Origin of the sequence: Brachybacterium paraconglomeratum, from assembly GCF_039541415.1 — a bacterium.
GTDB classification, from domain to species: domain Bacteria; phylum Actinomycetota; class Actinomycetes; order Actinomycetales; family Dermabacteraceae; genus Brachybacterium; species Brachybacterium paraconglomeratum_A.
This window is the reverse complement of the sequence record NZ_BAABGE010000007.1, coordinates 301,619-319,842: the sequence shown is the minus strand read 5'-3', so window position 1 is coordinate 319,842 and position 18,224 is coordinate 301,619. Positions and strand designations below refer to the sequence as shown.

Sequence of the window (18,224 nt, the reverse complement as noted above, 5' to 3'; positions counted from 1 at the left end):
TTCTTCAGGGTGGTTCAGGCGGGGAGCGAGGGGTCGCCGAGGCTGAGCATGAGGCGGTTCGCCCAGGCGAAGAAACCGGCGGCGGTGAACAGGTCGGTGATCTCGTGATCGCTCAGGCCGAGCGCGCGCAGCGGCGCGATCGGCACCGCTGCGGGGCGGGGGCGAGAGAGCTCGGCGGCGGCGTCGATGATCGCGTTCCAGCGTGTGTCCTGGTCGTCGGCCAGCGGGGCGAGCTGTGCGGCGATCCAGTCGGCGTCGCGCTCGAGGGTTGCGGCGAGCAGGGAGTCGACGTCGTCCTCTCGCTTGGAGAAGCCGGCGGCCTTGCGCGCGTGCACGGAGGCGCAGTAGATGCAGTCGTTGACCTTGCTGGCCACCGCGGCAGCCAGTTCGCGCTCGGCCTTGGGCAGGCCGTCACGGGGCAGGAAGATCGCATTGTCGAGCTCGCTGCGAGCCCGGGTGATGCCGGGAGTGAGGGAGAGCATCCGGAAGTAGACGCTGTTCACGCTCGCCTTGGACGCGAAGGACTCTCGCTGCTCGTCCGTCAGCTCGTCCTCGGCAGGGACCTCGATCCACGGCTCCCACTCGAGCTGGTCCCGGGTGAAGGCCGCAGGGCGGGTGCGCCCGGTGGGGGTGGTGCCGCCATGTGCGACGGCACGGCCGCGGGATCGCGGGATGCGGGTGGGGGCGTCGGCCGACGGGACGTCGATCCCCTGCAGCGCGGCGAGACCGGCGACCAGCCGTTGGAGGTAGCTCTCGAAGGCCACCAGCTGGCTGATCAGCACCACGGTGCGGGAGTCGTGACCGGCGGCTGCGAGCCGCTCCTGATCGGCGAGGGTGGCGAGCGCCGGGGAGATCGAGAGCAGATCCACCTGGTCACGGAGCACGGCGAGCGCGGGATTGCTGGAGATCGGGTCGGCGGCGGTGAGCTCCAGGGAGGCCCCCTGGGTCCGGTGCCAGATCGCGAGGACGCCGCTGCCCTGCCAGTCCGCAGTGACGGCGGCGAGCGCGTGCAGCACAGGAGCTGGGAGCACCTGGGGTTCGCGGTAGAGCGCGTCATAGGCGCTGCGGGTCTGGGCGAGCACCTCCGGGCGCAGCGTCCCCAATGCCGCACTCGCCTCCCCGGCTCCGGTGAGAACCGCGTCGAGGATCTGGTGGGCGTCGAAGGACTGCTGCTGATCGGGCATGCGGTCATCTTATGCTCCCCAAAAGGCTCACTAGGGTTCGGGGCGGTGTGGAAGGTGTCACCAGGGGTCGAGGTCAGCGCGGTATCCTGCCATGAGCTCGTGCGCCATGTGCACGGCGACCAAGGAGGACCATGGCGCCCACGATGAAGGAGGTCGCGGCGAGGGCCGACGTGTCGACGAAGACCGTCTCCCGCGTCGTGAATCGTCATCCGAGCATCAGCGATGCGGTGCGCGAACGCGTGCAGAGCGCGATCGACGAGCTCGGCTGGACGCCCAATGCGCATGCGCGCTCTCTGCGTACCGGCCGCTCCGGGCTGATCGGGCTGTCCCTGGTGGATCTCAAAGCGCCGACCACAGCACGCCTGGCTCAGGAGCTGGTCATCGAGGCCGAGCGGCAGGGCCTGCGCGTCTCGATCGAGCCCTCCCGGGGGCAGGCCGAGCGGATCATGCAGACCTTCGCCTCCCGGGGCGCTCTCTTCGACGCGGTGGTCCACATCGGCCCGCTCCCCCGCGACTGCCAGCCTCCCGCCTTCGACCCGGGTCGGCCCATCATCGGACTGTGCACGGCGTCGAGCCTCGAGGATCCCGTCGTCCTGGATTCGATCGACAGCGACGACGCCGGCGCGGCGCAGGCCCTCACCCGGCACCTGCAGCGGGTCCATCATCAGGACGTGGTGCTGCTGGGTCGCGAAGCCGAGCTGCCTGACCCCTTCTTCGGCCAGCTGATCGACTTCTATCCCGACGCCCCCGTGCTCCGCCCCGAAGCTCGCCCGGGCACCCGCTCCACCCACATCGCCGACCGTGCAGCCGGCCGGGAGCTGGCGGCACTGACCCTGGAGCAGCACCCCTGGGCTCGGGCGCTGGTCTGCGCCGACGACGAGCTCGCGATCGGGGCGCTCTCGCTGCTGCGTGAGCGGGCGCTCGACGTCCCCCTCCAAGTCGCACTGACCGGCTACGGCAATATCGACGATGGACGGTTCTCCACTCCCTCCCTGACCACGGTCGACCTCGACCTGCCGGAGATCGCCCGGCGGGCGATCGAGCTGATCTCTCGGCGCACAGGCGGGGACAGCAGTGCACCGCAGCGCAGCGTAGTGCCGACCACCCTGATCCGCGCGGAGTCCACCCTCGGGGCGACGCACACAGAGCATCGGGGGACACGGTGATGCGGGTGACCCTCGCCGATGTCGCCGCGGCCGCCGGGGTCTCCGCAGCGACCGTCTCTCATGTGCTGCGCGCACCAGAGCGCACCGATGGGACGATCCGGGTCTCCTCCATGACCAGGGAGACGGTGCATCGCGTGGCACGAGAACTGGGCTATGTCCCGTCGGCCGCGGGGCGCGGACTGGCACTGGGTGCGTCCGAACGCATCGCGATCATGGTGCCCAATCTCGTCCAGCCATATTTCGCGCGGATGGCCGAGGCACTGATCCTCGCCCTCGAGGAGCGCGGCCTGAGCACCACCCTGAGGCTCTCTCATGACGCGGAGGCGGAGCGGGACGCAGTGCTGGGCCGCACCACGCAGGACGTCGCCGGTCTGATCGTGTGCCCGCATTTCCTCTCCGAGGAGCTCCTGGGGGGAGCCGGACCCGTACTGCCGACGGTGCAGGTGGGAGGCGTGCCCACCCCAGGGATCGATGCAGTGGTGATGGGAGAGCAGGAAGGATTCCTCGCCGCGACCCGGCACCTGCTCGACCTCGGCCGGCGGCGGATCGCGTACGTGGCCGATCCCTGGCTGCCCTCTCTTGGGGGCCCCCGCTATCGCGGATACCACGATGCCCATACCGAGCGGGGCCTCGAGATCGACCCGGCCCTGGCCATCCAGGGCACGGACTGGGACCGCAGGGAGACCGGCCTCGAGGCCATGGTCGGCCTGCTGCGCTCCGGTGCTCCATTCGACGCAGTCATGTGCATCAACGATGCGGCCGCCGTGGGCGCCATGCGCGCCGCCTCGCTCGCCGGTCTGCGGATCCCGCAGGACGTCGCCTTCACCGGCTTCGACAACACCGAGGAGGCCGCCTTCACCACCCCGCCTCTGACCTCGGTGGACCCGGGAGTGCCGGAGATGGCGCAGCGTGCCGTCGCGATGCTGAGCGCACGGCTGGCGGGTGAGGACGGCCCGGCGCGGCGCGAGTGCGCACCGCTGGAGCTGATCGTCCGCGCCTCCACCGGCGGCTGACCGCGCCCCAGGAAATCCGCGCCCGAGGTCACACAGCGGACAGAGGCTTCCAACGTTGTGTCCCCTCTTGACAACGCTTAATCGACAATTCAGGATGGCCTGCATCACATCTCGACGAGGAGTTCTCTGTGCCGTCCCCTTCCCTGCACTCCACCCCCCGCATGGCGCCCGCGCTCCCCCGCGCCGCACGCCCGTCGGGGCTCCGCCCGCTGGATCTCTCCCAGGTGGTGCTGCACGCCCGAGGCAGCCTCGGCGCCTGGCAGGAGCTGAACGCCGCCGCCACCATCCCCCACTGCATCGAGCAGCTGGAGACCTCCGGGGTGATCGACAACTTCCGACGGCTGGTCGGGGAATCCGGCGCGAAGCATCGCGGCTTCGTCTTCGCCGACTCAGATCTCTACAAGGTCATCGAAGCCGTCGCCTGGGAGATCGGCCGCTCCGGCACCACGGCGCACACCGCCTGGCTCGACGAGATGATCTCGCTGATCGCCCGGACCCAGGAACCCAGCGGCTACCTGCAGACCTGGATCCAGGGCGTGCACCCGGAGAAGAAGTTCGCGGAGCTGCACTGGACGCATGAGCTGTATGTGCTCGGTCATTGGCTGCAGGCGGGCATCGCCCTGGCCCGCACCGCCGATCGCACGGACCTGCTCGACCTCGCGCTGCGCTTCGTGGACCTGGTGGAGCGCCGCTTCGGACCCGGCCGCGAGGACGGTATCCCGGGACACCCCGAGATCGAGACCGCCCTGGTCGAGCTGTACCGCCACACCGGCGAGCAGCGTCATCTGGATCTGGCCCAGCACCTGATCGATCAGCGCGGGCGCGACCTCCTCCCCGGCGGCGGCCTGGGCAATCACTACTTCCAGGACCATCTGCCGGTGCGCGAGGCCGTGGACCCCACCGGCCATGCGGTGCGCCAGCTGTACCTGAACGCGGGCGTCAGCGATCTCTTCCTCGAGACCGGCGAGGCCGCGTTGGGTGAGGTCATGGACGAGCAGTGGGATCGTGCCCACACCCGCAAGATGTACCTCTCCGGCGCCTTCGGCTCGCGTCATCGCGATGAGTCCTTCGGGAACGACTACGAGCTGCCCTCGGACCGTGCCTACGCAGAGACCTGCGCGACCATCGCAGACCTGCACTGGACCTGGCGGATGATGCTCTCCGGTGATGATCCCCGCCATGGCGACATCATCGAGCGGGAGATCCACAACGCGCTGGCCGCGTCGCTCGACGCCACCGGCACCCGCTTCTTCTACTCCAACCCGCTCCAGCGCAGGCCGGACCGATTCGACGAGGAGAACGCCCCGGCTGAACGGCGGGAGTGGTACTCCTGCGCCTGCTGTCCGCCGAACATCGCCCGCACCATCGCCCAGTTCGGGGCCTACGTCGCAGCGTGGCGCTCGGGAGAGGCGGGGCCGAGCCTCGAGCTGCTCCAGCTCACCGACATGTCCATCGCGCTCCCTGCCGAGGTGGGCACCGGCACCCTGCATGTGGAGACCGACTATCCCGCGTCCGGTGTGCTCGGCCTGCGCCTGACACCGCTGATCGCTGCGGAAGGTGCGCGCCTCGGAGTGCGGATCCCGGGCTGGGTGCGCAGCGGATCGGTCACTGCCGCCGACGGGGCCGAGCGCCCCCTGCGCGCCGAGGAGCTCTCCGCCCAGCGGCTCGAGCTCGCTCTCGAGGACGTCGACGGCACGGTGATCACCCTGGACATGCCTCCGCGCTGGACGCGATCGCACCCACGCGTCGATGCGACCCGCGGCTGCGTGGCGCTCGAGCGAGGACCGATCGTCCACTGCCTCGAACAGGTGGATCTGCCGAGCGGGGTCGAGGTCGATGACCTGCTCGTGCCCACCGACGCGACGGCGTGCATGAAGGAGGACGGCAGTCTCGAGATCTCGCTGCTGCACCGGCCCGACGGAGGGGAGCTCTACCGCTCCGCCGACGACGAGGCCCCGGCCCGCCCCGAGGCAGAACGGATCACCGTCACCACGACGCCCTTCTCCCGCTGGGGCAATCGCGGGCCTGGAGCCATGCGGCTCTGGCTCCCGCTCGAGCACTGACCATCCATCCCCGCCGTTCACCACCCCACCCCCTCAGGAGACAAAGATGTCGATCCACCGCCCGATCCCTTCCCGCCGAGGCCCCCGCCGGCGGACCGTCCTCGGTGGGCTCGCCGCCACCGCCGCCGTCGGCAGCACGCTCTCTCTGAGCGCCTGCGGCGGGAACGCCAGCAGCAAGGAGGGCGAGCTGCGGATCCTCGTCGTCAAGCACGCCTTGACCAAGCCCATGGCCGAGATGGCCTGGACCGCAGCTCTCGAGGAGGCCGCCGGGATGCCGATCGTGTGGGAGGAGGTCTCCGCGGACTGGGACCAGAAGAAGTCCACGATGCTCGCCGCCGGGGATATCCCGGATCTGATCGTCGGCACGCAGGCCATCAACGACACCGATCTCGCGACCTACGGCTCCCTCTTCGCGAACCTCGCAGAATCCCTGGACGCCCTCCCCAATGTGGTCGCCATGCTCGAGGAGAAGCCGGAGCTGAAGGCCCTGGCCACCCAGCCCTCCGGTGAGATCTGGTCGGTACCGGGATACAAGCGGTTCTGGCCGCCCACCGTCCAGCACCAGTACATCAACCGGCAGTGGTTGGACACGCTCGGCCTGTCGATGCCCACCACCTGGGACGAGCTGTTCGATGTGCTCGTCGCCTTCAAGGAGGGCGATCCCACCGGCACCGGCGCGCAGGTGCTCCCGATGGACTGGAGCCCGGTGGACACCGGCGGCTTCGGCTATTTCCAGTCGATCCTGCTGCTGGGCAGCATGGGCCTCCCCCTCGCGGGAGGCGGCGGGCAGGGCTACTACCTGCAGGACGGCAAGGTCGGCAACTTCCTCACCGACGATCGCTACCGCGAGGTGGTCACCTTCCTGGCCCGCTGCCAGGAGGCAGGGCTGCTCTCGAGCGAGGTGATGACCCAGGACTACTCCGCCTATCAGTCGGTGGCCCGTGGCCCCGGCGATGGAGTCGCGTCCGTCGGCTTCACCTGGGGATGGACCCGCTCGGACAGGTTCGGGCCTGAGATCTACGAGCAGTACGAGGCGATCGGCGTGCTCGAACACGCAGCGGGCCAGCCCGAGCCGGTCACCTGGAGCTTCGACCAGTACGGCGAGAACTTCCCGGGCAATCAGGTCGCGCTCTCCGCCGAGTCCAAGAACCAGGACGCCGCGCTCAAGGTCATCAACACCTTCTACGACCAGGAGATCTCGATCCAGGTCCTGTTCGGGGATATCGGCCCGAACATCGAGAAGACCGGTGAGAACTCCTACAAGGTTCTGCCCGCGGAGGACGGCACAGACCCGTCGACCTGGAAGTGGACCTCGACCCTCGCGGACAACGGGCCGATGTGGATCCGAGACACCATCGAGGTGGAGCTCCCCACCGACCTCCAGGAGGCGGTGGACGAATCGGTGCCGCTGCAGCCGGCGATCGACAACATGGAGCTCGACCTGGACGTCTACCCCGGCTTGTTCATCAAGATGACCAAAGAGGACCTCAACGCCATGAGCCTGGTGGACACCACGCTGATGAACACGGCGATGACCCGGTTCGCCGAGTGGGTCACCTCCGGTGGCATCGACGAGGGCTGGGACGCGTACGTCGCCACGATCGAGGAGAGCGGCGTGGCCGAGAACGTCGCCACCCGGCAGAAGTACTACGACGACTACATGGCCTCGACGTCGTGAGCGCCGGGACCACCACGGACGCGGAGGCGGCGGGACCTCGTACCCAGCGCTCCGATGCCGTCCCCGCTGAGAGAGGCCCCAGAGCTCCGTCGAAGGTGCGCCGCCACCTGGGCCGGTACTGGCAGCTGTGGGTGATGCTGGCGCCCGCGCTGGGGTTCGTCATCGTGTTCGCCTATGTGCCGATGTACGGGATCCAGCTGGCATTCCGCGAGTTCGACTTCACCAAGGGACTCACCGGTGGGGAGTGGGTGGGGCTGAAGTACTTCATCCAGTTCTTCGAGAGCCCGCTGTTCGGCGACCTCATGCGCAACACCGTCATGATCAGCCTGGCCACGCTGGTGCTGGGCTTCCTCACTCCGATCGCGCTGGCTCTGGTGATCAACCAGATCCTCCGCTCACGGCTGCGCCGGATCGTGCAGACGGTGACCTACCTGCCGCACTTCATCTCGATCGTGGTGATCGTGGGCATGCTGCAGGTGTTCCTCTCCCCCAGCTCCGGCCTGATCACCCGCTTCCTCGCCTTCTTCGGTCTGGACGGCGTCAACTTCCTCGGCAGCACCAGCGCCTTCGTCCCCGTGTACGTGCTCTCGGACATCTGGCAGCACACCGGCTGGAACAGCATCATCTATCTCGCGGCGCTGGCCGGGGTGAACACCCAGCTGTACGAGGCGGCACGCATCGACGGCGCCTCACGGCTGCAGATCATCCGCAATGTCGACATCCCGGCCCTGGTGCCCACGATGATCATCCTGCTGATCCTGAACATGGGCGGTGTGCTGAACACCGGCTTCGAGAAGGTGTTCCTGATGCAGAACACGCTGAACCTCCCGGTCTCGGAGGTCATCGCGACCTACACCTACAAGATCGGCATCCTCTCCAGCCAGTTCAGCTATTCCACGGCGATCGGGCTGTTCAACACCATCATCAACTTCGCGTTCCTGGTGATCGCCAACCAGATCTCCAAGCGCGCCTCCGACACGAGCCTGTGGTGAGGGGCCCCATGACCACCGAGACCGCTGAGACCACTGAGACCACACGCCGTCCTGTCCCTCGCAGCTCCCCTCGCCGGCTGGGCCGCCGCCTGACCGGCAATGACATGGTCTTCACCGTCGTCATCGCTCTGATCTGCGCAATAGTCCTGTTCACGACGCTCTACCCGCTGTACTTCGTCATGATCGCCTCCATCAGCGATCCGACGGCTGTCGCGACGGGAAGGGTCGCGTTCCTGCCGAAGAACATCAGCTTCTTCGGATATCAGCAGATCTTCGAGGACACCCGCATCTGGGTCGGGTACCGGAACACTCTGATCTACAGCGTGGTGGGGACGGCGCTGAACCTCGTGGTCACGCTGCCTGCGGCCTATGCGCTCTCGCGGCGTGAATTCCGGCCGCGACGCCCGCTCATGCTGATCTTCGCCTTCACGATGTTCTTCAGCGGCGGTCTGATCCCGACCTACCTGCTGTACCGGGATCTGGGGCTGCTGGACAACTGGCTGGTGTTCATCCTCCCCTCGGCGCTGAATGTGTTCAACCTGATCATCGCGCGAGCATTCTTCGAGAACTCACTGCCCGAAGAGCTCTTCGAGGCCGCCATGATCGACGGCGTGGACTACTTCCGCTTCTTCACCACCATTGCGCTGCCGCTGTCCAAAGCACTGATCTCCCTGATCGGCCTGTACTACCTGGTGCAGCACTGGAACGACTTCTTCACCGGGCTGATCTTCGTGCGGGACTACGACAAACAGCCTCTGCAGATCGTCCTGCGGGACATCCTCCTGTCCAACCAGGCCTTCTCCGGTGGCGCCGGGGGTGCGGGAGGTTCGGGAGGTGCCTACGGGCAGCGCTACGCCGACCAGATCAAGTACGGGGTCATCATCGTCTCCACGCTGCCCGTCATCATCCTGTACCCGTTCCTGCAGAAGTACTTCGAGAAGGGCGTGCTGATCGGGTCGGTGAAGGGGTGAGCGCCCTGGCCCCGGCGCGGCCGGCGAGGCTGATGCCTCAGCTGGTGCGCTGGCACCTGGTCGTCGGTGAGCTGGCGCTGCGACTGTTCCTGCTGCAGCTGCTCTGGGTGCTCGGCACCCTGGCCGGTGCGGTGGTGTTCGGAGCGCTGCCGGCGACGGCAGCGCTGTGCACCGTGCTGAGGGAAGACCGGCTCGAGCAGATCGCGGAGGAGGCCGGGGAACGTCCGCGCCCCAGGCCCCGGCTCTGGAAGGAGTTCTGGGGCGCCTGGCGCAAGGAGTTCTGGCGGGCCCACCGCCTGGGTGGGGTGCTGCTGCTGGGATGGCTGCTGCTCGCCCTGGACCGCGCAGTGCTGACCGGAGTCGCGCTGGGATCCATCGCTCCGCTGGTGAGCGGGCTGGTGGTGGTGCTGACGGTGGTGCTGGTGCTGCTGAGCGCCGTGGTGTGGCCGCTGGCCGCCCACTTCGCCGACCCCATCGGCCGGGTGCTGCGGATGGGCCTGGTGCTGCTGCTGCGCCGGCCATCGATCGCACTGTTCACCGCAGTCCTGCTCGCCGCAACGATCTGGGTGGCCCAGACCGTTCCCGGGCTGGTGCCCGTGTTCGGCATCGCCCTGCCTGCGTGGGCGGTGACGAGGTTGATGTGGCGTTCCGGTGCGATGCCGCTCAGCTCGTGATCAGCCTTCGAGCCAGCGCGGCTCCACCAGAGTGATCCGGGGCCCGGCGCCGTCGATCTGGAGCAGTCGCACCAGCTCTCCGACGGCGAGCTCGCTGATCTCCACGCGGCGAGGATCGATCTGCGGCACCGCGGCCAGCAGCGGACTGATATCTGCCAGATACTCGCCGCTGAGCCCGATGAGCAGTCGCGTCTCGTCCACCAGTGCGCCGGCGGCGGCCATCGCGAACAGCACCTGACGCACACCGGTGATGCCGAACAGGGCGGTGCGCTGCGTGGGGAGCGTGATCCGCAGCGCCCTGTCCGGTACGTCGGCGAGCGCTCCGGCGTCGAGCACCACCTCGAGCTGCGCCTCCTCTGCGGCGTCCTCGACCCCGGCCAGGAAGCGGGAGACGTCATTGCGTGACCGTCTGCGGTCCGGCGCACCGAACAGCAGCAGCCGATCACAGCCCTCCTCGAGGGTCCGCTCCACGACCATCTGTCCCAGCATCTCGAAGTCGAGGTCCACGACGGAGCCCTGGGGGAATTCCTCGGGCTTGCCGATCGTCACGAAGGGCAGCCCGGAGTCGATCACCGGGGCGACGCGCTCGTCGAACCGGTCCAGCTCCATCAGGATCAGGCCCTCGCACACCCCGGTGCGGACCACCCGCCGAATCCCTGCCGCTCCCTCCTGCGCAGTGACCAGCAGGATGTCGTAGCCGTGTCGGCGGGCCTCGCGGGCGATCGCCGCGATGAAGACCATCAGCACTCCATCGTCAGCCCCGGTCTCGGGGACCATCAGGCCGATCACGCCGCTGCGCCGGGAGCGCAGGGTGCGAGCGCCGGAGTTGGGGTGATATCCGAGCTTGGCGATCGCGTCCTCGACCCGGACACGGGTCTCCTCGGAGATCGGGCGGGAGCCGGTGAGCACATAGCTCACGGTGGATTGGGAGACGCCGGCGAGCCGAGCGACGTCCTGGCTCGTCGGGGCTTTCGCCCTCGCCGCTGTCTTCCTCACCGCCACGCCCGGTCTCCCTCCCCGGATGTGCTCACCCGATGCTCAGCCCCGCGCTGCCAGTCTTCCATGACTGCAGAGCTGAGCTGCGCCCGTCTTCGGAATCCAGGATCCGAGCGGCGGCGAGCGCCTCCTCGAGCAGGTCCGCGAGCTGCACTCGGGTGCCGGTGTCGGCCGCGCGGACCGCCGCTTCGACGATCGCCTGGGTCCATACATTCCCGTGCACCTCGGAGTCCGGCATCGGCCCGCCGCGCAGCGCCGCGCAGAACCGCGCGAGGGAGTCTGCCAACTCCCAGCGGGCATCCGGTGCAGGAGTGCGGCCGAGGACGACCTCTGCGGCTTCCTTCTCGGCCCGGTGGGCGGCAGGCACGGTCTCGCCGTCCCAGAGCACGCTCCCGAGCTCGCAGCTGATCCGCCACTCGCCGTTCCAGCTGGTCTCGGCCCCCGGGGCGGCCCAGGAGCCGGCGAAGGTGTGCACGGTCCCGCTGTCGTAGGTGATGGTCACCGTGGCGGCGGTGTCTCCGGCGTACCAGCTCCAGGAAGGGTTGTAGGAGGCGGCGGTGACGGCGAGCGGATTGCCGTCGACCAGCACCCGACCGGCGTCGAAGGCGTGGATCGCCATGTCCACGATCAGCGGGTGATCCATCTCGTCGCGGAAGCCGCCGAAGCGGGGCGCCTTGTAGAAGCGGGTGTCCACGATGCCGGCACCGCCGAGCTCGTCGGCCAGGCGCCGCGCCTCGTGCAGGTGGGGGTTGTTGCGCCGGGACTGGGAGACCATGAACAGCTGCCCGGTGGCCTCCGCATGGCCGGCGAGCGAGACCGCCTCGGCGAGGGTCGCAGCGCACGGCTTCTCCCCCAGCACCGGGAATCCGGCGTGCAGGGCGTCCGCGGTGACGGCGTGGTGGGCGGCCGGGATCGTCACGTCGATGACCGCCTCCGCGCCGGAGCGCCGGGCGACCTCGAGGGCGTCGGTCCCGGTGACGATCCCGGCCTGCTGCTCCTCGGGCACCACCTCGGAGACCGCGCGTTCCGCGGCTCCCTCGAGCAGGTCAGCCACCCCGACCAGCCGGGCCGCGTCGCTGCGCAACACCGTGCTGATCCACGCTCGGCCCATGCCGCCGGCGCCGATCACGACGACCGGGACGGGGGTTGGTGCTGTTGCGGCGGTGTGCGTGCTCATGCGCTCTTCCCTGCTGCTGCGGCGTCGCCCACGCCCTGGCCGACGGCGCCGGTGGTGAACCATTCGGTCTCATACCGGTCCAGGAAGGGCACTTCGCGGTCGGCGACCGCCGGCCGGGCCCACTGCACGCTGTTGGCGATCACGCGCCGGACCGCCTGGTGCTGATAGACGGGATAGTCCTGGTCACCGGGGCTGAAGTAGAAGATCTTGCCCTTGCCTCGCCGGAAGGTGCAGCCGGAGCGGAACACCTCTCCCCCGCTGAAGGAGGAGACGAAGACCAGCTCATCGGGCACCGGGATGTCGAAGTGCTCCCCGTACATCTCCTGCTCGGGGATGACGATCGGGTGCGGTACGCCCTCGGCGATCGGATGTGAGGGATTCACGGTCCATACCAGCTCACGGTCGGCCTCGTTACGCCAGCGCAGCGTGCAAGTGGTGCCCATCAGCCGGACGAACGGCTTGGACCAGTGCCCCGAATGCAGGACCACCAGGCCCATCCCGGCCAGCACATGCTTCTGGACCCGCTCGGCGACCTCGTCGGACACCTCGTCGTGGGCCATGTGCCCCCACCAGGTGAGGACGTCGGTCGCCGCGAGGACCTCTTCGCTGAGCCCATGCTCAGGATCGTCCAGGAGGGCGAAGCGGGTGGTCACCTCATCGCCGAGATTCTCGACGATGCCGTCGCGGATCGCGGCGTGCATCCCTTCGGGATAGTGCTCTCGAACGCGCGCATCGCGCTGCTCGTGGCGGTTCTCGCCCCAGACGGTGACGCGCAGGGGGCTGGTGCTAATGGCCATGGATGTCCTTCGGAAGGGCGGAGCGGCAGGAGACGAACGGGCGAAGATGCTCGAGGCTCTTCATCGACCAGCGTATATCGATACGAATCGACACGTGGGCGATTCACCCCTGTCGCCGCGGACTGCTCGCGTCGCCGGGGCCACATCCCGAGGCCTTATCCGCGCCCGCCCGCACCTTCGCAGGTGGACGGTGCTAGCGTGCCGGGGTGACCGTTCCGGATGTTCGTCCCAGCTCCCCGTCCGCCGCCGCTATCGGCTTCGATCGCGAGAAGTACATCGGGCTGCAGTCGCGCCACATCCAGCAGCGCCGCGAGGAGATCGGCGGGAAGCTGTACCTGGAGATGGGCGGCAAGCTCTTCGATGATCACCACGCCGCGCGGGTGCTGCCGGGCTTCACCCCGGACAACAAGATCGCGATGCTGCACCGGCTCAAGGATGAGCTGGAGATCCTGGTGTGCCTGAACGCCAAAGACCTCGAGCGCCAGAAGGTCCGTGCGGATCTGGGCATCACCTATGAGGACGACACTCTGCGTCTCATCGACGTGTTCCGCGAGCACGGCTTCCTGGTGGAGAACGTGGTGCTCACCCAGCTGGAGGACTCCAACCAGGTCGCGCACGCCTTCATCGAGCGGCTGCAGCGTCTGGGACTCAACGTCGCCCGGCACACCGTGATCCCCGGCTATCCGCAGGACACGGAACGGATCGTCTCCCCGCAGGGCCTCGGGGCGAACGAGTACTCCCACACCACCCGGGACCTGATCGTGGTGACTGCGCCGGGTCCGGGCTCCGGCAAGCTGGCCACCTGTCTCTCGCAGATCTATCACGATCATCAGCGCGGGATCAGCTCGGGATACGCGAAGTTCGAGACCTTCCCGATCTGGAACCTGCCGCTCGCGCATCCGGTGAACCTCGCCTATGAATCGGCGACGGCAGATCTTGATGATCTGAACCTCATCGACCCCTTCCATCTCGCGACCTATGGCAAGCAGGTCACCAGCTACAACCGTGACGTCGAGGTGTTCCCGCTGCTACGCACGCTGCTGGAGCGGCTGACGGGCGACTCTCCCTACGCCTCACCCACCGATATGGGGGTGAACCTCGCCGGCGACTGCATCGTGGATGACGAGGTGTGCAGGGAGGCGTCGCGCCAGGAGATCATCCGCCGCTACTACAAGGCGCTCATGCATGAGCGGATCAATGACGAGGACAACATCGTCTCCCAGCGGATCGGGATGATCATGTCCAAGGCGGGCTGCGTGCTCAGCGACCGGGCGGTGGTGGAGCCGGCGCTCGCGGTCGAGGCCCGCACCGGGGAACCGGGCGCCGCGATCCAGCTGGCCGACGGCAGGATCATCACCGGCAAGACCTCGCCCCTGCTGGGCTGCTCGGCGGCGATGTTGCTGAACGCGCTCAAGCACCTGGCCGGCCTCGCGGACTCCGTGCAGCTGCTCTCCCCCACCTCGATCGAACCGATCCAGACTCTGAAGACGGAGCATCTGGGCTCCCGCAATCCGCGCCTGCACACCGACGAGGTGCTGATCGCGCTATCGGTCTCGGCATCCACCGATGAGAACGCGCGTCGGGCGATCGACCAGCTGCGCAGCCTGGCAGGCTGCGATGTGCACACCACCACGATCCTGGGCACCGTCGACGAGGACATCTTCCGCAACCTCGGGATCTCGGTGACCTCCGAGCCGAGATTCCTGCACAAGGCGCTCTACCACAAGCGCTGAGCCGGCTGAGTGCTCAGGCCGGCGTCATGACCTCGAGGCGGTTACCGAAGGGGTCCCGGGCGTGGAAGCGGAGGAATCCGTCGAAGGTGTCGCGCTCAGCCCAGGAGACCTCGCAGCCGATCCCCTCGATGCCGGCCGCCATCGCCTCGAGCTCGGACAGGTCGTCCACCACCAGTGCCGGGTGCGCCTTCCGTGCCGGGATGAAGGGGTGGTCGATGCCGAGGTGGATCTCGGCGACCACCTGTTCGCCGTCGAAGGCGCGGAACCAGCAGCCACCGCGTCCGGCGAGCGCGGCGGGCTTGTCCACCTCGGTGAGGCCGACCGCCTCTGCGTAGAAGCGTCGTGCAGCGGCCTCCGAGCCTCGGGGCATCGAGACCTGAACGTGGTGCAGCTTCACAGCATCTCCTAAGTTATCTTGACTTCAAGATAACATGGCCGAGACCGTCCCTGCCGCACCCCCGTGCGATCGCCTCGCAGCGCCCGCCCAGCGCATGGAGATCGACGGCGATCTGGCTCTCCAGCTCGGCCCGGAACTGCTCCGCATCCGGACCTGTCCACTCCAGCGTCGAGGCCGAGGTGAGCAGCTCCTGCGTGAGATCGCCGATCCGCGTGCCGGCCCCTTTCACGATCTCGGCGAAGGAGAGGAGCTGGTCGGTGTCCGCCCCGTATCCGGCACCGGTGCGGGATACGGTGAACGCTAGATCACCCCGTCGCGACCCGCCATGGGGAGAAGGACCCATCCACCAGGAGAAGCCATGCAGCGTCCCCTCGCCCTCCGCACGGGCAAGGCCCTGGCGCTGCTCGCGGTGGTGGTGCCACTGGCCGCCTGCGGCATCGGCACCACCACTCTGCCTGCCTCCGAGGCCGTCACGCACTACGAGAGCCTCGTGGGAGCGCTCGGTGACGCGCTCGGTGACGACGGCGCCACCTGGCAGCAGGCACCGGAGACCCGAAAGGTCGCGGGCGAGAACGGGGCCTGCCGCTTCACGCCGGGCACCTGGGACCCCGAGGCCCCGTTGCCGGCTCCGGACGGCGACGACGGCTGGACCGACCGCATCACGAGCGTGAACGCCGTGGTGGAGGGCTACGGGTTCGCGTCGATCGAGGACGTCACCGAGCAGGGCTCGCGGTCCTTGCTGGAGACTGCCGACGAGCATGGTGCAACGCTGCTGATCACCGCTGAGGGCCAGATCCGGATCCAGCAGGCCGCGGTGGATGCCGCACCCTGCTCTCCGAAGTCCCTCGGGATCGGCTGACCCGCGCCTGCGGGGCCGCTCGAGCAGCCGGGTGAAGGTCCTCGCGCTCGCTCACGCGCTGTGGCTGTGGGAACCGTCGACGGTTCAGCCCTCGACGGTGCGGAGAATCCGCGCTGGCGAGCCGACCATGAGCGCCCTCGCAGGAACGTCTTTGGTGACCACCGACGCCGCCGCGATCACGGCATCGTCGCCGATCGTGACCCCGGGCAGGATCGTGACGTTCGCGCCGATCCAGACGTTCTTGCCGATCACCACCGGGGAGGGATGCAGGTCCCCGCGGCGGCTGGGGGCGAGGTCGTGGTTCAAGGTGGCGATCACGGTGTTGTGGCCGATGAGGCAGTCATCGCCGATCTCGATCCCGCCCTGGTCCTGGAAGCGGCAGCCGGCGTTGAGGAACACCCGCTTGCCCAGGCGGATGTTCTTGCCGAAATCGGAGGTGAACGGCGGGAAGAGGGTGACGCTCTCGTCGATCTCGCGCCCGGTGAGCTCGGCGAGCAGCTCCCGCACCCGCACCGGCTCGTGGTACTTGCCGTTGAGCTCCCCGGTGATCCGCAGCGCTTCCTGGCTGGTCTCATGCATCACGGCGTGCAAGGGAGAGTTCGCCGGCACGGTCTCGCCGGAGTCGAGAGCATGGAGCAAGTCGGTGAGAGTCATGGAGCCGCCTTCTACGGGATCACTGCGCCGACATCACGGGGCGCGCTGATCCAGGGTAGCCATCGTGCGACGTGTCCAATGGGGGAGACCCGACGTGAGAGAATTTTTCGGTCTGCGCGCCGGATCGGGGATATCCGGCGCGCGGCCATCACCGTGCCCGTCGACCGTTGCGGAAAGCCGTGCTCTACTGGGCAGATGACAACGGATCTCTCCCACCGCCGCCGGATGACCCGCATTGAAGCATTGGGCTGGAATCCAGACTGGTCCGTCGGGGACATCCGCCTGATCGGCGAGAACTTCGATCGGGTGGAAGCGGTGAGCTTCTACCGCACTGCGTCCAACGGCAGCGTCACTGCGCAAGATGGTGAGGGGCGTTCGGTGATGTACCTGTACCCGGGTTACGTCGAGTTCCGCAAGGGGCTCGCACCCGAGGACCGTCCCGAGCCGGACTGGCATGGGCTCGCACTGTCTTCCTTCCGCCCGCGCTCGGCCACCACGACCAAGGGCGAGGAGCGGCTCAGCTTCTGCCCGAGCTGCTTCTACGCACTGCCGGCGACCGGGGTGTGTGACACCTGCGATTGAGCCGGACTTGGTGCGGAGGCTTCCAGCCCTCCCTCACATCAGCTCATCGGCGAGTTCCAGCTCCAGCATTCGGCCGAGCGATCGCACCTCGGCGTGCACGGCGCGGGTGACGCTCGGCGCCCAGTCGGTCGAGGGTCGCAGCGAATGGACCTCGAGCACTCCATGGGCGTGGTCGGCCTCGAGATCAGCCGTGCCGATCAGCGCATCGCCGTGCAGGATCGGCAGTGCGTAGTAGCCGAAGCGGCGCTTCGCCGCGGGCACGTACATCTCCAGCGCATAGTCACTGTCGAAAAGTTCCTTGAGCCGGTGCCGATCCAGGACGAAAGGATCGAAGGGCGACAGCAGCGCGGTGCGTCCGCGGAAGGATGGCTCCTCCAGCGGCGCGGGGTCCACCCGCCAGCGTCCGCGCACGCCCTGGATCATCACCTCCTCCCCCACCGTGCCGACGCCGGGGTCGCAGTCGGGGCCGGAAGCCCGGGCGATGCCCTGCACCCTGAGCCTGCCCTCGTTGCGGAGGCGCTCGGCCTCCGCGAACGGTACGGCCGTCACCTCCGGGAATACCCGCTCGGCAAGATCCCAGACGCGCTGGCGCCCTTCGCGATGGGACACGGCGACCTGGCCTCTGTCGGCGAGGCGCTCGAGCATCATCACCACGCTCTTGTCGTTGTTCCAGCCGCTGGAGCGATGGGGGACGGGAAAGGAGACCTCCAGCTCCTTCGGCGGCAGCGGACCCTCCGAGCGCAGAGTCTGCAAGATCTCCTCCGCCGCAGCTCGGTTCGCCTCGACCCAGCGAGCCTGCTGGGCGGCGAACGGCGTTGCAGGCTCACCGGGCCAGGCCTCCATCTGCGCACGATGCAGCGCATACCGTTCGGCGCGCTGGAGGTTGCCGGCGATCTCGACGAGGAGGCGGTGCGTGCGCAACGAGTCGAGCTCTGCGGGGTCGAAGCGTCGGCCCAGACGCGACCACAGCACGAGCTCGGGGCTCGGGCAGAGGTACGTCGTGAGATCCAGGCGGATCGGCCCCACCGCGCCGATCGCCTCGCGCAGAGTGGTGGGGCGGGGAGAGCCGAGTCCCGCGGCTCGCACGGCGATGCGGCGCGCCTGCTGGAGGGTGAGCTCACGCATGGTCCGATCTCCTTCGGTCATCCGACGAAGGAGTGCCCTGCCTCGGATGCGCTTGATTCTGGCATTGAGCTCCGACGTCTGCAGTGCGCTCTCTGCGGTCCCGCGCGTAGCAGACTCGATAGCCTGGCCTCACCGGCGACGACGCCGGACAGACCTTGAGGAG

The 18,224-nt window shown here is 68.3% G+C and carries 17 protein-coding genes; 10 read left to right on the top strand and 7 right to left on the bottom strand.

Going from position 1 to position 18,224, the window contains the following annotated elements:
- Positions 1–14 precede the first annotated feature (14 nt).
- Positions 15–1,184 carry a peroxidase-related enzyme gene (locus tag ABD893_RS10715; RefSeq protein WP_345079552.1) on the bottom strand — a complete coding sequence of 390 codons (1,170 nt, stop codon included), beginning with the start codon at positions 1,182–1,184 and terminating at the stop codon, positions 15–17.
- A gap of 131 nt (positions 1,185–1,315) precedes the next feature.
- Between ABD893_RS10715 and ABD893_RS10710 the strand changes: the two genes are divergently transcribed.
- The 7 genes from ABD893_RS10710 to ABD893_RS10680 all read left to right on the top strand — a co-directional run bounded on the left by ABD893_RS10710 (position 1,316) and on the right by ABD893_RS10680 (position 9,741).
- Positions 1,316–2,350 (top strand): LacI family DNA-binding transcriptional regulator, encoded by a 1,035-nt coding sequence (locus tag ABD893_RS10710; RefSeq protein WP_345079549.1) that lies wholly within the window; start codon positions 1,316–1,318, stop codon positions 2,348–2,350.
- Positions 2,350–3,363 carry a LacI family DNA-binding transcriptional regulator gene (locus tag ABD893_RS10705; protein ID WP_345079545.1) on the top strand — a complete coding sequence of 338 codons (1,014 nt, stop codon included), beginning with the start codon at positions 2,350–2,352 and terminating at the stop codon, positions 3,361–3,363. Before ABD893_RS10710 ends, ABD893_RS10705 begins: the two co-directional genes overlap by 1 nt.
- 128 nt (positions 3,364–3,491) lie before the next feature.
- The gene (locus ABD893_RS10700) at positions 3,492–5,426 is read left to right on the top strand and encodes a glycoside hydrolase family 127 protein (protein ID WP_345079542.1); all 1,935 of its coding nucleotides are present in this window, start codon (positions 3,492–3,494) and stop codon (positions 5,424–5,426) included.
- 46 nt (positions 5,427–5,472) lie between these two features.
- Positions 5,473–7,104, top strand: coding sequence for an extracellular solute-binding protein (locus ABD893_RS10695; protein ID WP_345079539.1), 1,632 nt, complete (start codon positions 5,473–5,475; stop codon positions 7,102–7,104).
- A complete protein-coding gene (locus ABD893_RS10690) occupies positions 7,101–8,096 on the top strand; it encodes an ABC transporter permease (RefSeq protein ID WP_345079537.1) in 996 nt (331 codons plus the stop codon). Before ABD893_RS10695 ends, ABD893_RS10690 begins: the two co-directional genes overlap by 4 nt.
- An 8-nt stretch (positions 8,097–8,104) precedes the next feature.
- Entirely contained in the window at positions 8,105–9,067 is a 963-nt protein-coding gene (locus ABD893_RS10685) for a carbohydrate ABC transporter permease (RefSeq protein WP_345079535.1), read from the top strand.
- Positions 9,064–9,741, top strand: a complete 678-nt coding sequence (locus tag ABD893_RS10680; RefSeq protein ID WP_345079532.1) for a YesL family protein — start codon at positions 9,064–9,066, stop codon at positions 9,739–9,741. The genes ABD893_RS10685 and ABD893_RS10680 overlap by 4 nt, the downstream gene beginning before the upstream one ends.
- Here ABD893_RS10680 and ABD893_RS10675 read toward each other — a convergent pair whose 3' ends face one another.
- The 3 genes from ABD893_RS10675 to ABD893_RS10665 are packed head-to-tail and all read right to left on the bottom strand — an operon-like array spanning position 9,742 to position 12,711.
- Positions 9,742–10,743, bottom strand: coding sequence for a LacI family DNA-binding transcriptional regulator (locus ABD893_RS10675; RefSeq protein ID WP_345079529.1), 1,002 nt, complete (start codon positions 10,741–10,743; stop codon positions 9,742–9,744).
- Positions 10,744–10,768: 25 nt separating this feature from the next.
- The gene (locus ABD893_RS10670; RefSeq protein WP_345079526.1) at positions 10,769–11,914 is read right to left on the bottom strand and encodes a Gfo/Idh/MocA family protein; all 1,146 of its coding nucleotides are present in this window, start codon (positions 11,912–11,914) and stop codon (positions 10,769–10,771) included.
- A complete protein-coding gene (locus tag ABD893_RS10665; RefSeq protein ID WP_345079523.1) occupies positions 11,911–12,711 on the bottom strand; it encodes a ThuA domain-containing protein in 801 nt (266 codons plus the stop codon). Before ABD893_RS10665 ends, ABD893_RS10670 begins: the two co-directional genes overlap by 4 nt.
- 206 nt (positions 12,712–12,917) lie before the next feature.
- On the opposite strand from ABD893_RS10665, the gene ABD893_RS10660 reads away from it, so the two are divergent.
- Positions 12,918–14,444 carry a DUF1846 domain-containing protein gene (locus ABD893_RS10660; protein WP_345079520.1) on the top strand — a complete coding sequence of 509 codons (1,527 nt, stop codon included), beginning with the start codon at positions 12,918–12,920 and terminating at the stop codon, positions 14,442–14,444.
- A 13-nt stretch (positions 14,445–14,457) separates the two neighbouring features.
- Here the strand turns inward: ABD893_RS10660 and ABD893_RS10655 are convergent, their stop codons facing one another.
- Positions 14,458–14,841 (bottom strand): VOC family protein, encoded by a 384-nt coding sequence (locus ABD893_RS10655; protein ID WP_345079517.1) that lies wholly within the window; start codon positions 14,839–14,841, stop codon positions 14,458–14,460.
- 358 nt (positions 14,842–15,199) lie between these two features.
- Between ABD893_RS10655 and ABD893_RS10650 the strand changes: the two genes are divergently transcribed.
- Positions 15,200–15,700, top strand: a complete 501-nt coding sequence (locus ABD893_RS10650; RefSeq protein WP_345079514.1) for a hypothetical protein — start codon at positions 15,200–15,202, stop codon at positions 15,698–15,700.
- 84 nt (positions 15,701–15,784) lie between these two features.
- Here ABD893_RS10650 and ABD893_RS10645 read toward each other — a convergent pair whose 3' ends face one another.
- Positions 15,785–16,354 carry a DapH/DapD/GlmU-related protein gene (locus ABD893_RS10645; protein WP_345079511.1) on the bottom strand — a complete coding sequence of 190 codons (570 nt, stop codon included), beginning with the start codon at positions 16,352–16,354 and terminating at the stop codon, positions 15,785–15,787.
- A 195-nt stretch (positions 16,355–16,549) separates the two neighbouring features.
- Between ABD893_RS10645 and ABD893_RS10640 the strand changes: the two genes are divergently transcribed.
- A complete protein-coding gene (locus tag ABD893_RS10640) occupies positions 16,550–16,936 on the top strand; it encodes a hypothetical protein (protein WP_345079508.1) in 387 nt (128 codons plus the stop codon).
- A gap of 33 nt (positions 16,937–16,969) precedes the next feature.
- Here ABD893_RS10640 and ABD893_RS10635 read toward each other — a convergent pair whose 3' ends face one another.
- The gene (locus ABD893_RS10635) at positions 16,970–18,061 is read right to left on the bottom strand and encodes a DNA glycosylase AlkZ-like family protein (protein ID WP_345079505.1); all 1,092 of its coding nucleotides are present in this window, start codon (positions 18,059–18,061) and stop codon (positions 16,970–16,972) included.
- Positions 18,062–18,224 lie beyond the last annotated feature (163 nt).

What these genes read in the sequence shown, in the direction of transcription:
- ABD893_RS10640 (WP_345079508.1), top strand. Translation starts at nt 16,550, where the DNA reads ATGACAACGGATCTCTCCCACCGCCGCCGGATGACCCGCATTGAAGCA.
- ABD893_RS10695 (WP_345079539.1), top strand. Translation starts at nt 5,473, where the DNA reads ATGTCGATCCACCGCCCGATCCCTTCCCGCCGAGGCCCCCGCCGGCGG.
- ABD893_RS10670 (WP_345079526.1), bottom strand. Translation starts at nt 11,914, where the DNA reads ATGAGCACGCACACCGCCGCAACAGCACCAACCCCCGTCCCGGTCGTC.
- ABD893_RS10685 (WP_345079535.1), top strand. Translation starts at nt 8,105, where the DNA reads ATGACCACCGAGACCGCTGAGACCACTGAGACCACACGCCGTCCTGTC.
- ABD893_RS10635 (WP_345079505.1), bottom strand. Translation starts at nt 18,061, where the DNA reads ATGCGTGAGCTCACCCTCCAGCAGGCGCGCCGCATCGCCGTGCGAGCC.
- ABD893_RS10715 (WP_345079552.1), bottom strand. Translation starts at nt 1,184, where the DNA reads ATGCCCGATCAGCAGCAGTCCTTCGACGCCCACCAGATCCTCGACGCG.
- ABD893_RS10650 (WP_345079514.1), top strand. Translation starts at nt 15,200, where the DNA reads ATGCAGCGTCCCCTCGCCCTCCGCACGGGCAAGGCCCTGGCGCTGCTC.
- ABD893_RS10665 (WP_345079523.1), bottom strand. Translation starts at nt 12,711, where the DNA reads ATGGCCATTAGCACCAGCCCCCTGCGCGTCACCGTCTGGGGCGAGAAC.
- ABD893_RS10710 (WP_345079549.1), top strand. Translation starts at nt 1,316, where the DNA reads ATGGCGCCCACGATGAAGGAGGTCGCGGCGAGGGCCGACGTGTCGACG.
- ABD893_RS10645 (WP_345079511.1), bottom strand. Translation starts at nt 16,354, where the DNA reads ATGACTCTCACCGACTTGCTCCATGCTCTCGACTCCGGCGAGACCGTG.
- ABD893_RS10705 (WP_345079545.1), top strand. Translation starts at nt 2,350, where the DNA reads ATGCGGGTGACCCTCGCCGATGTCGCCGCGGCCGCCGGGGTCTCCGCA.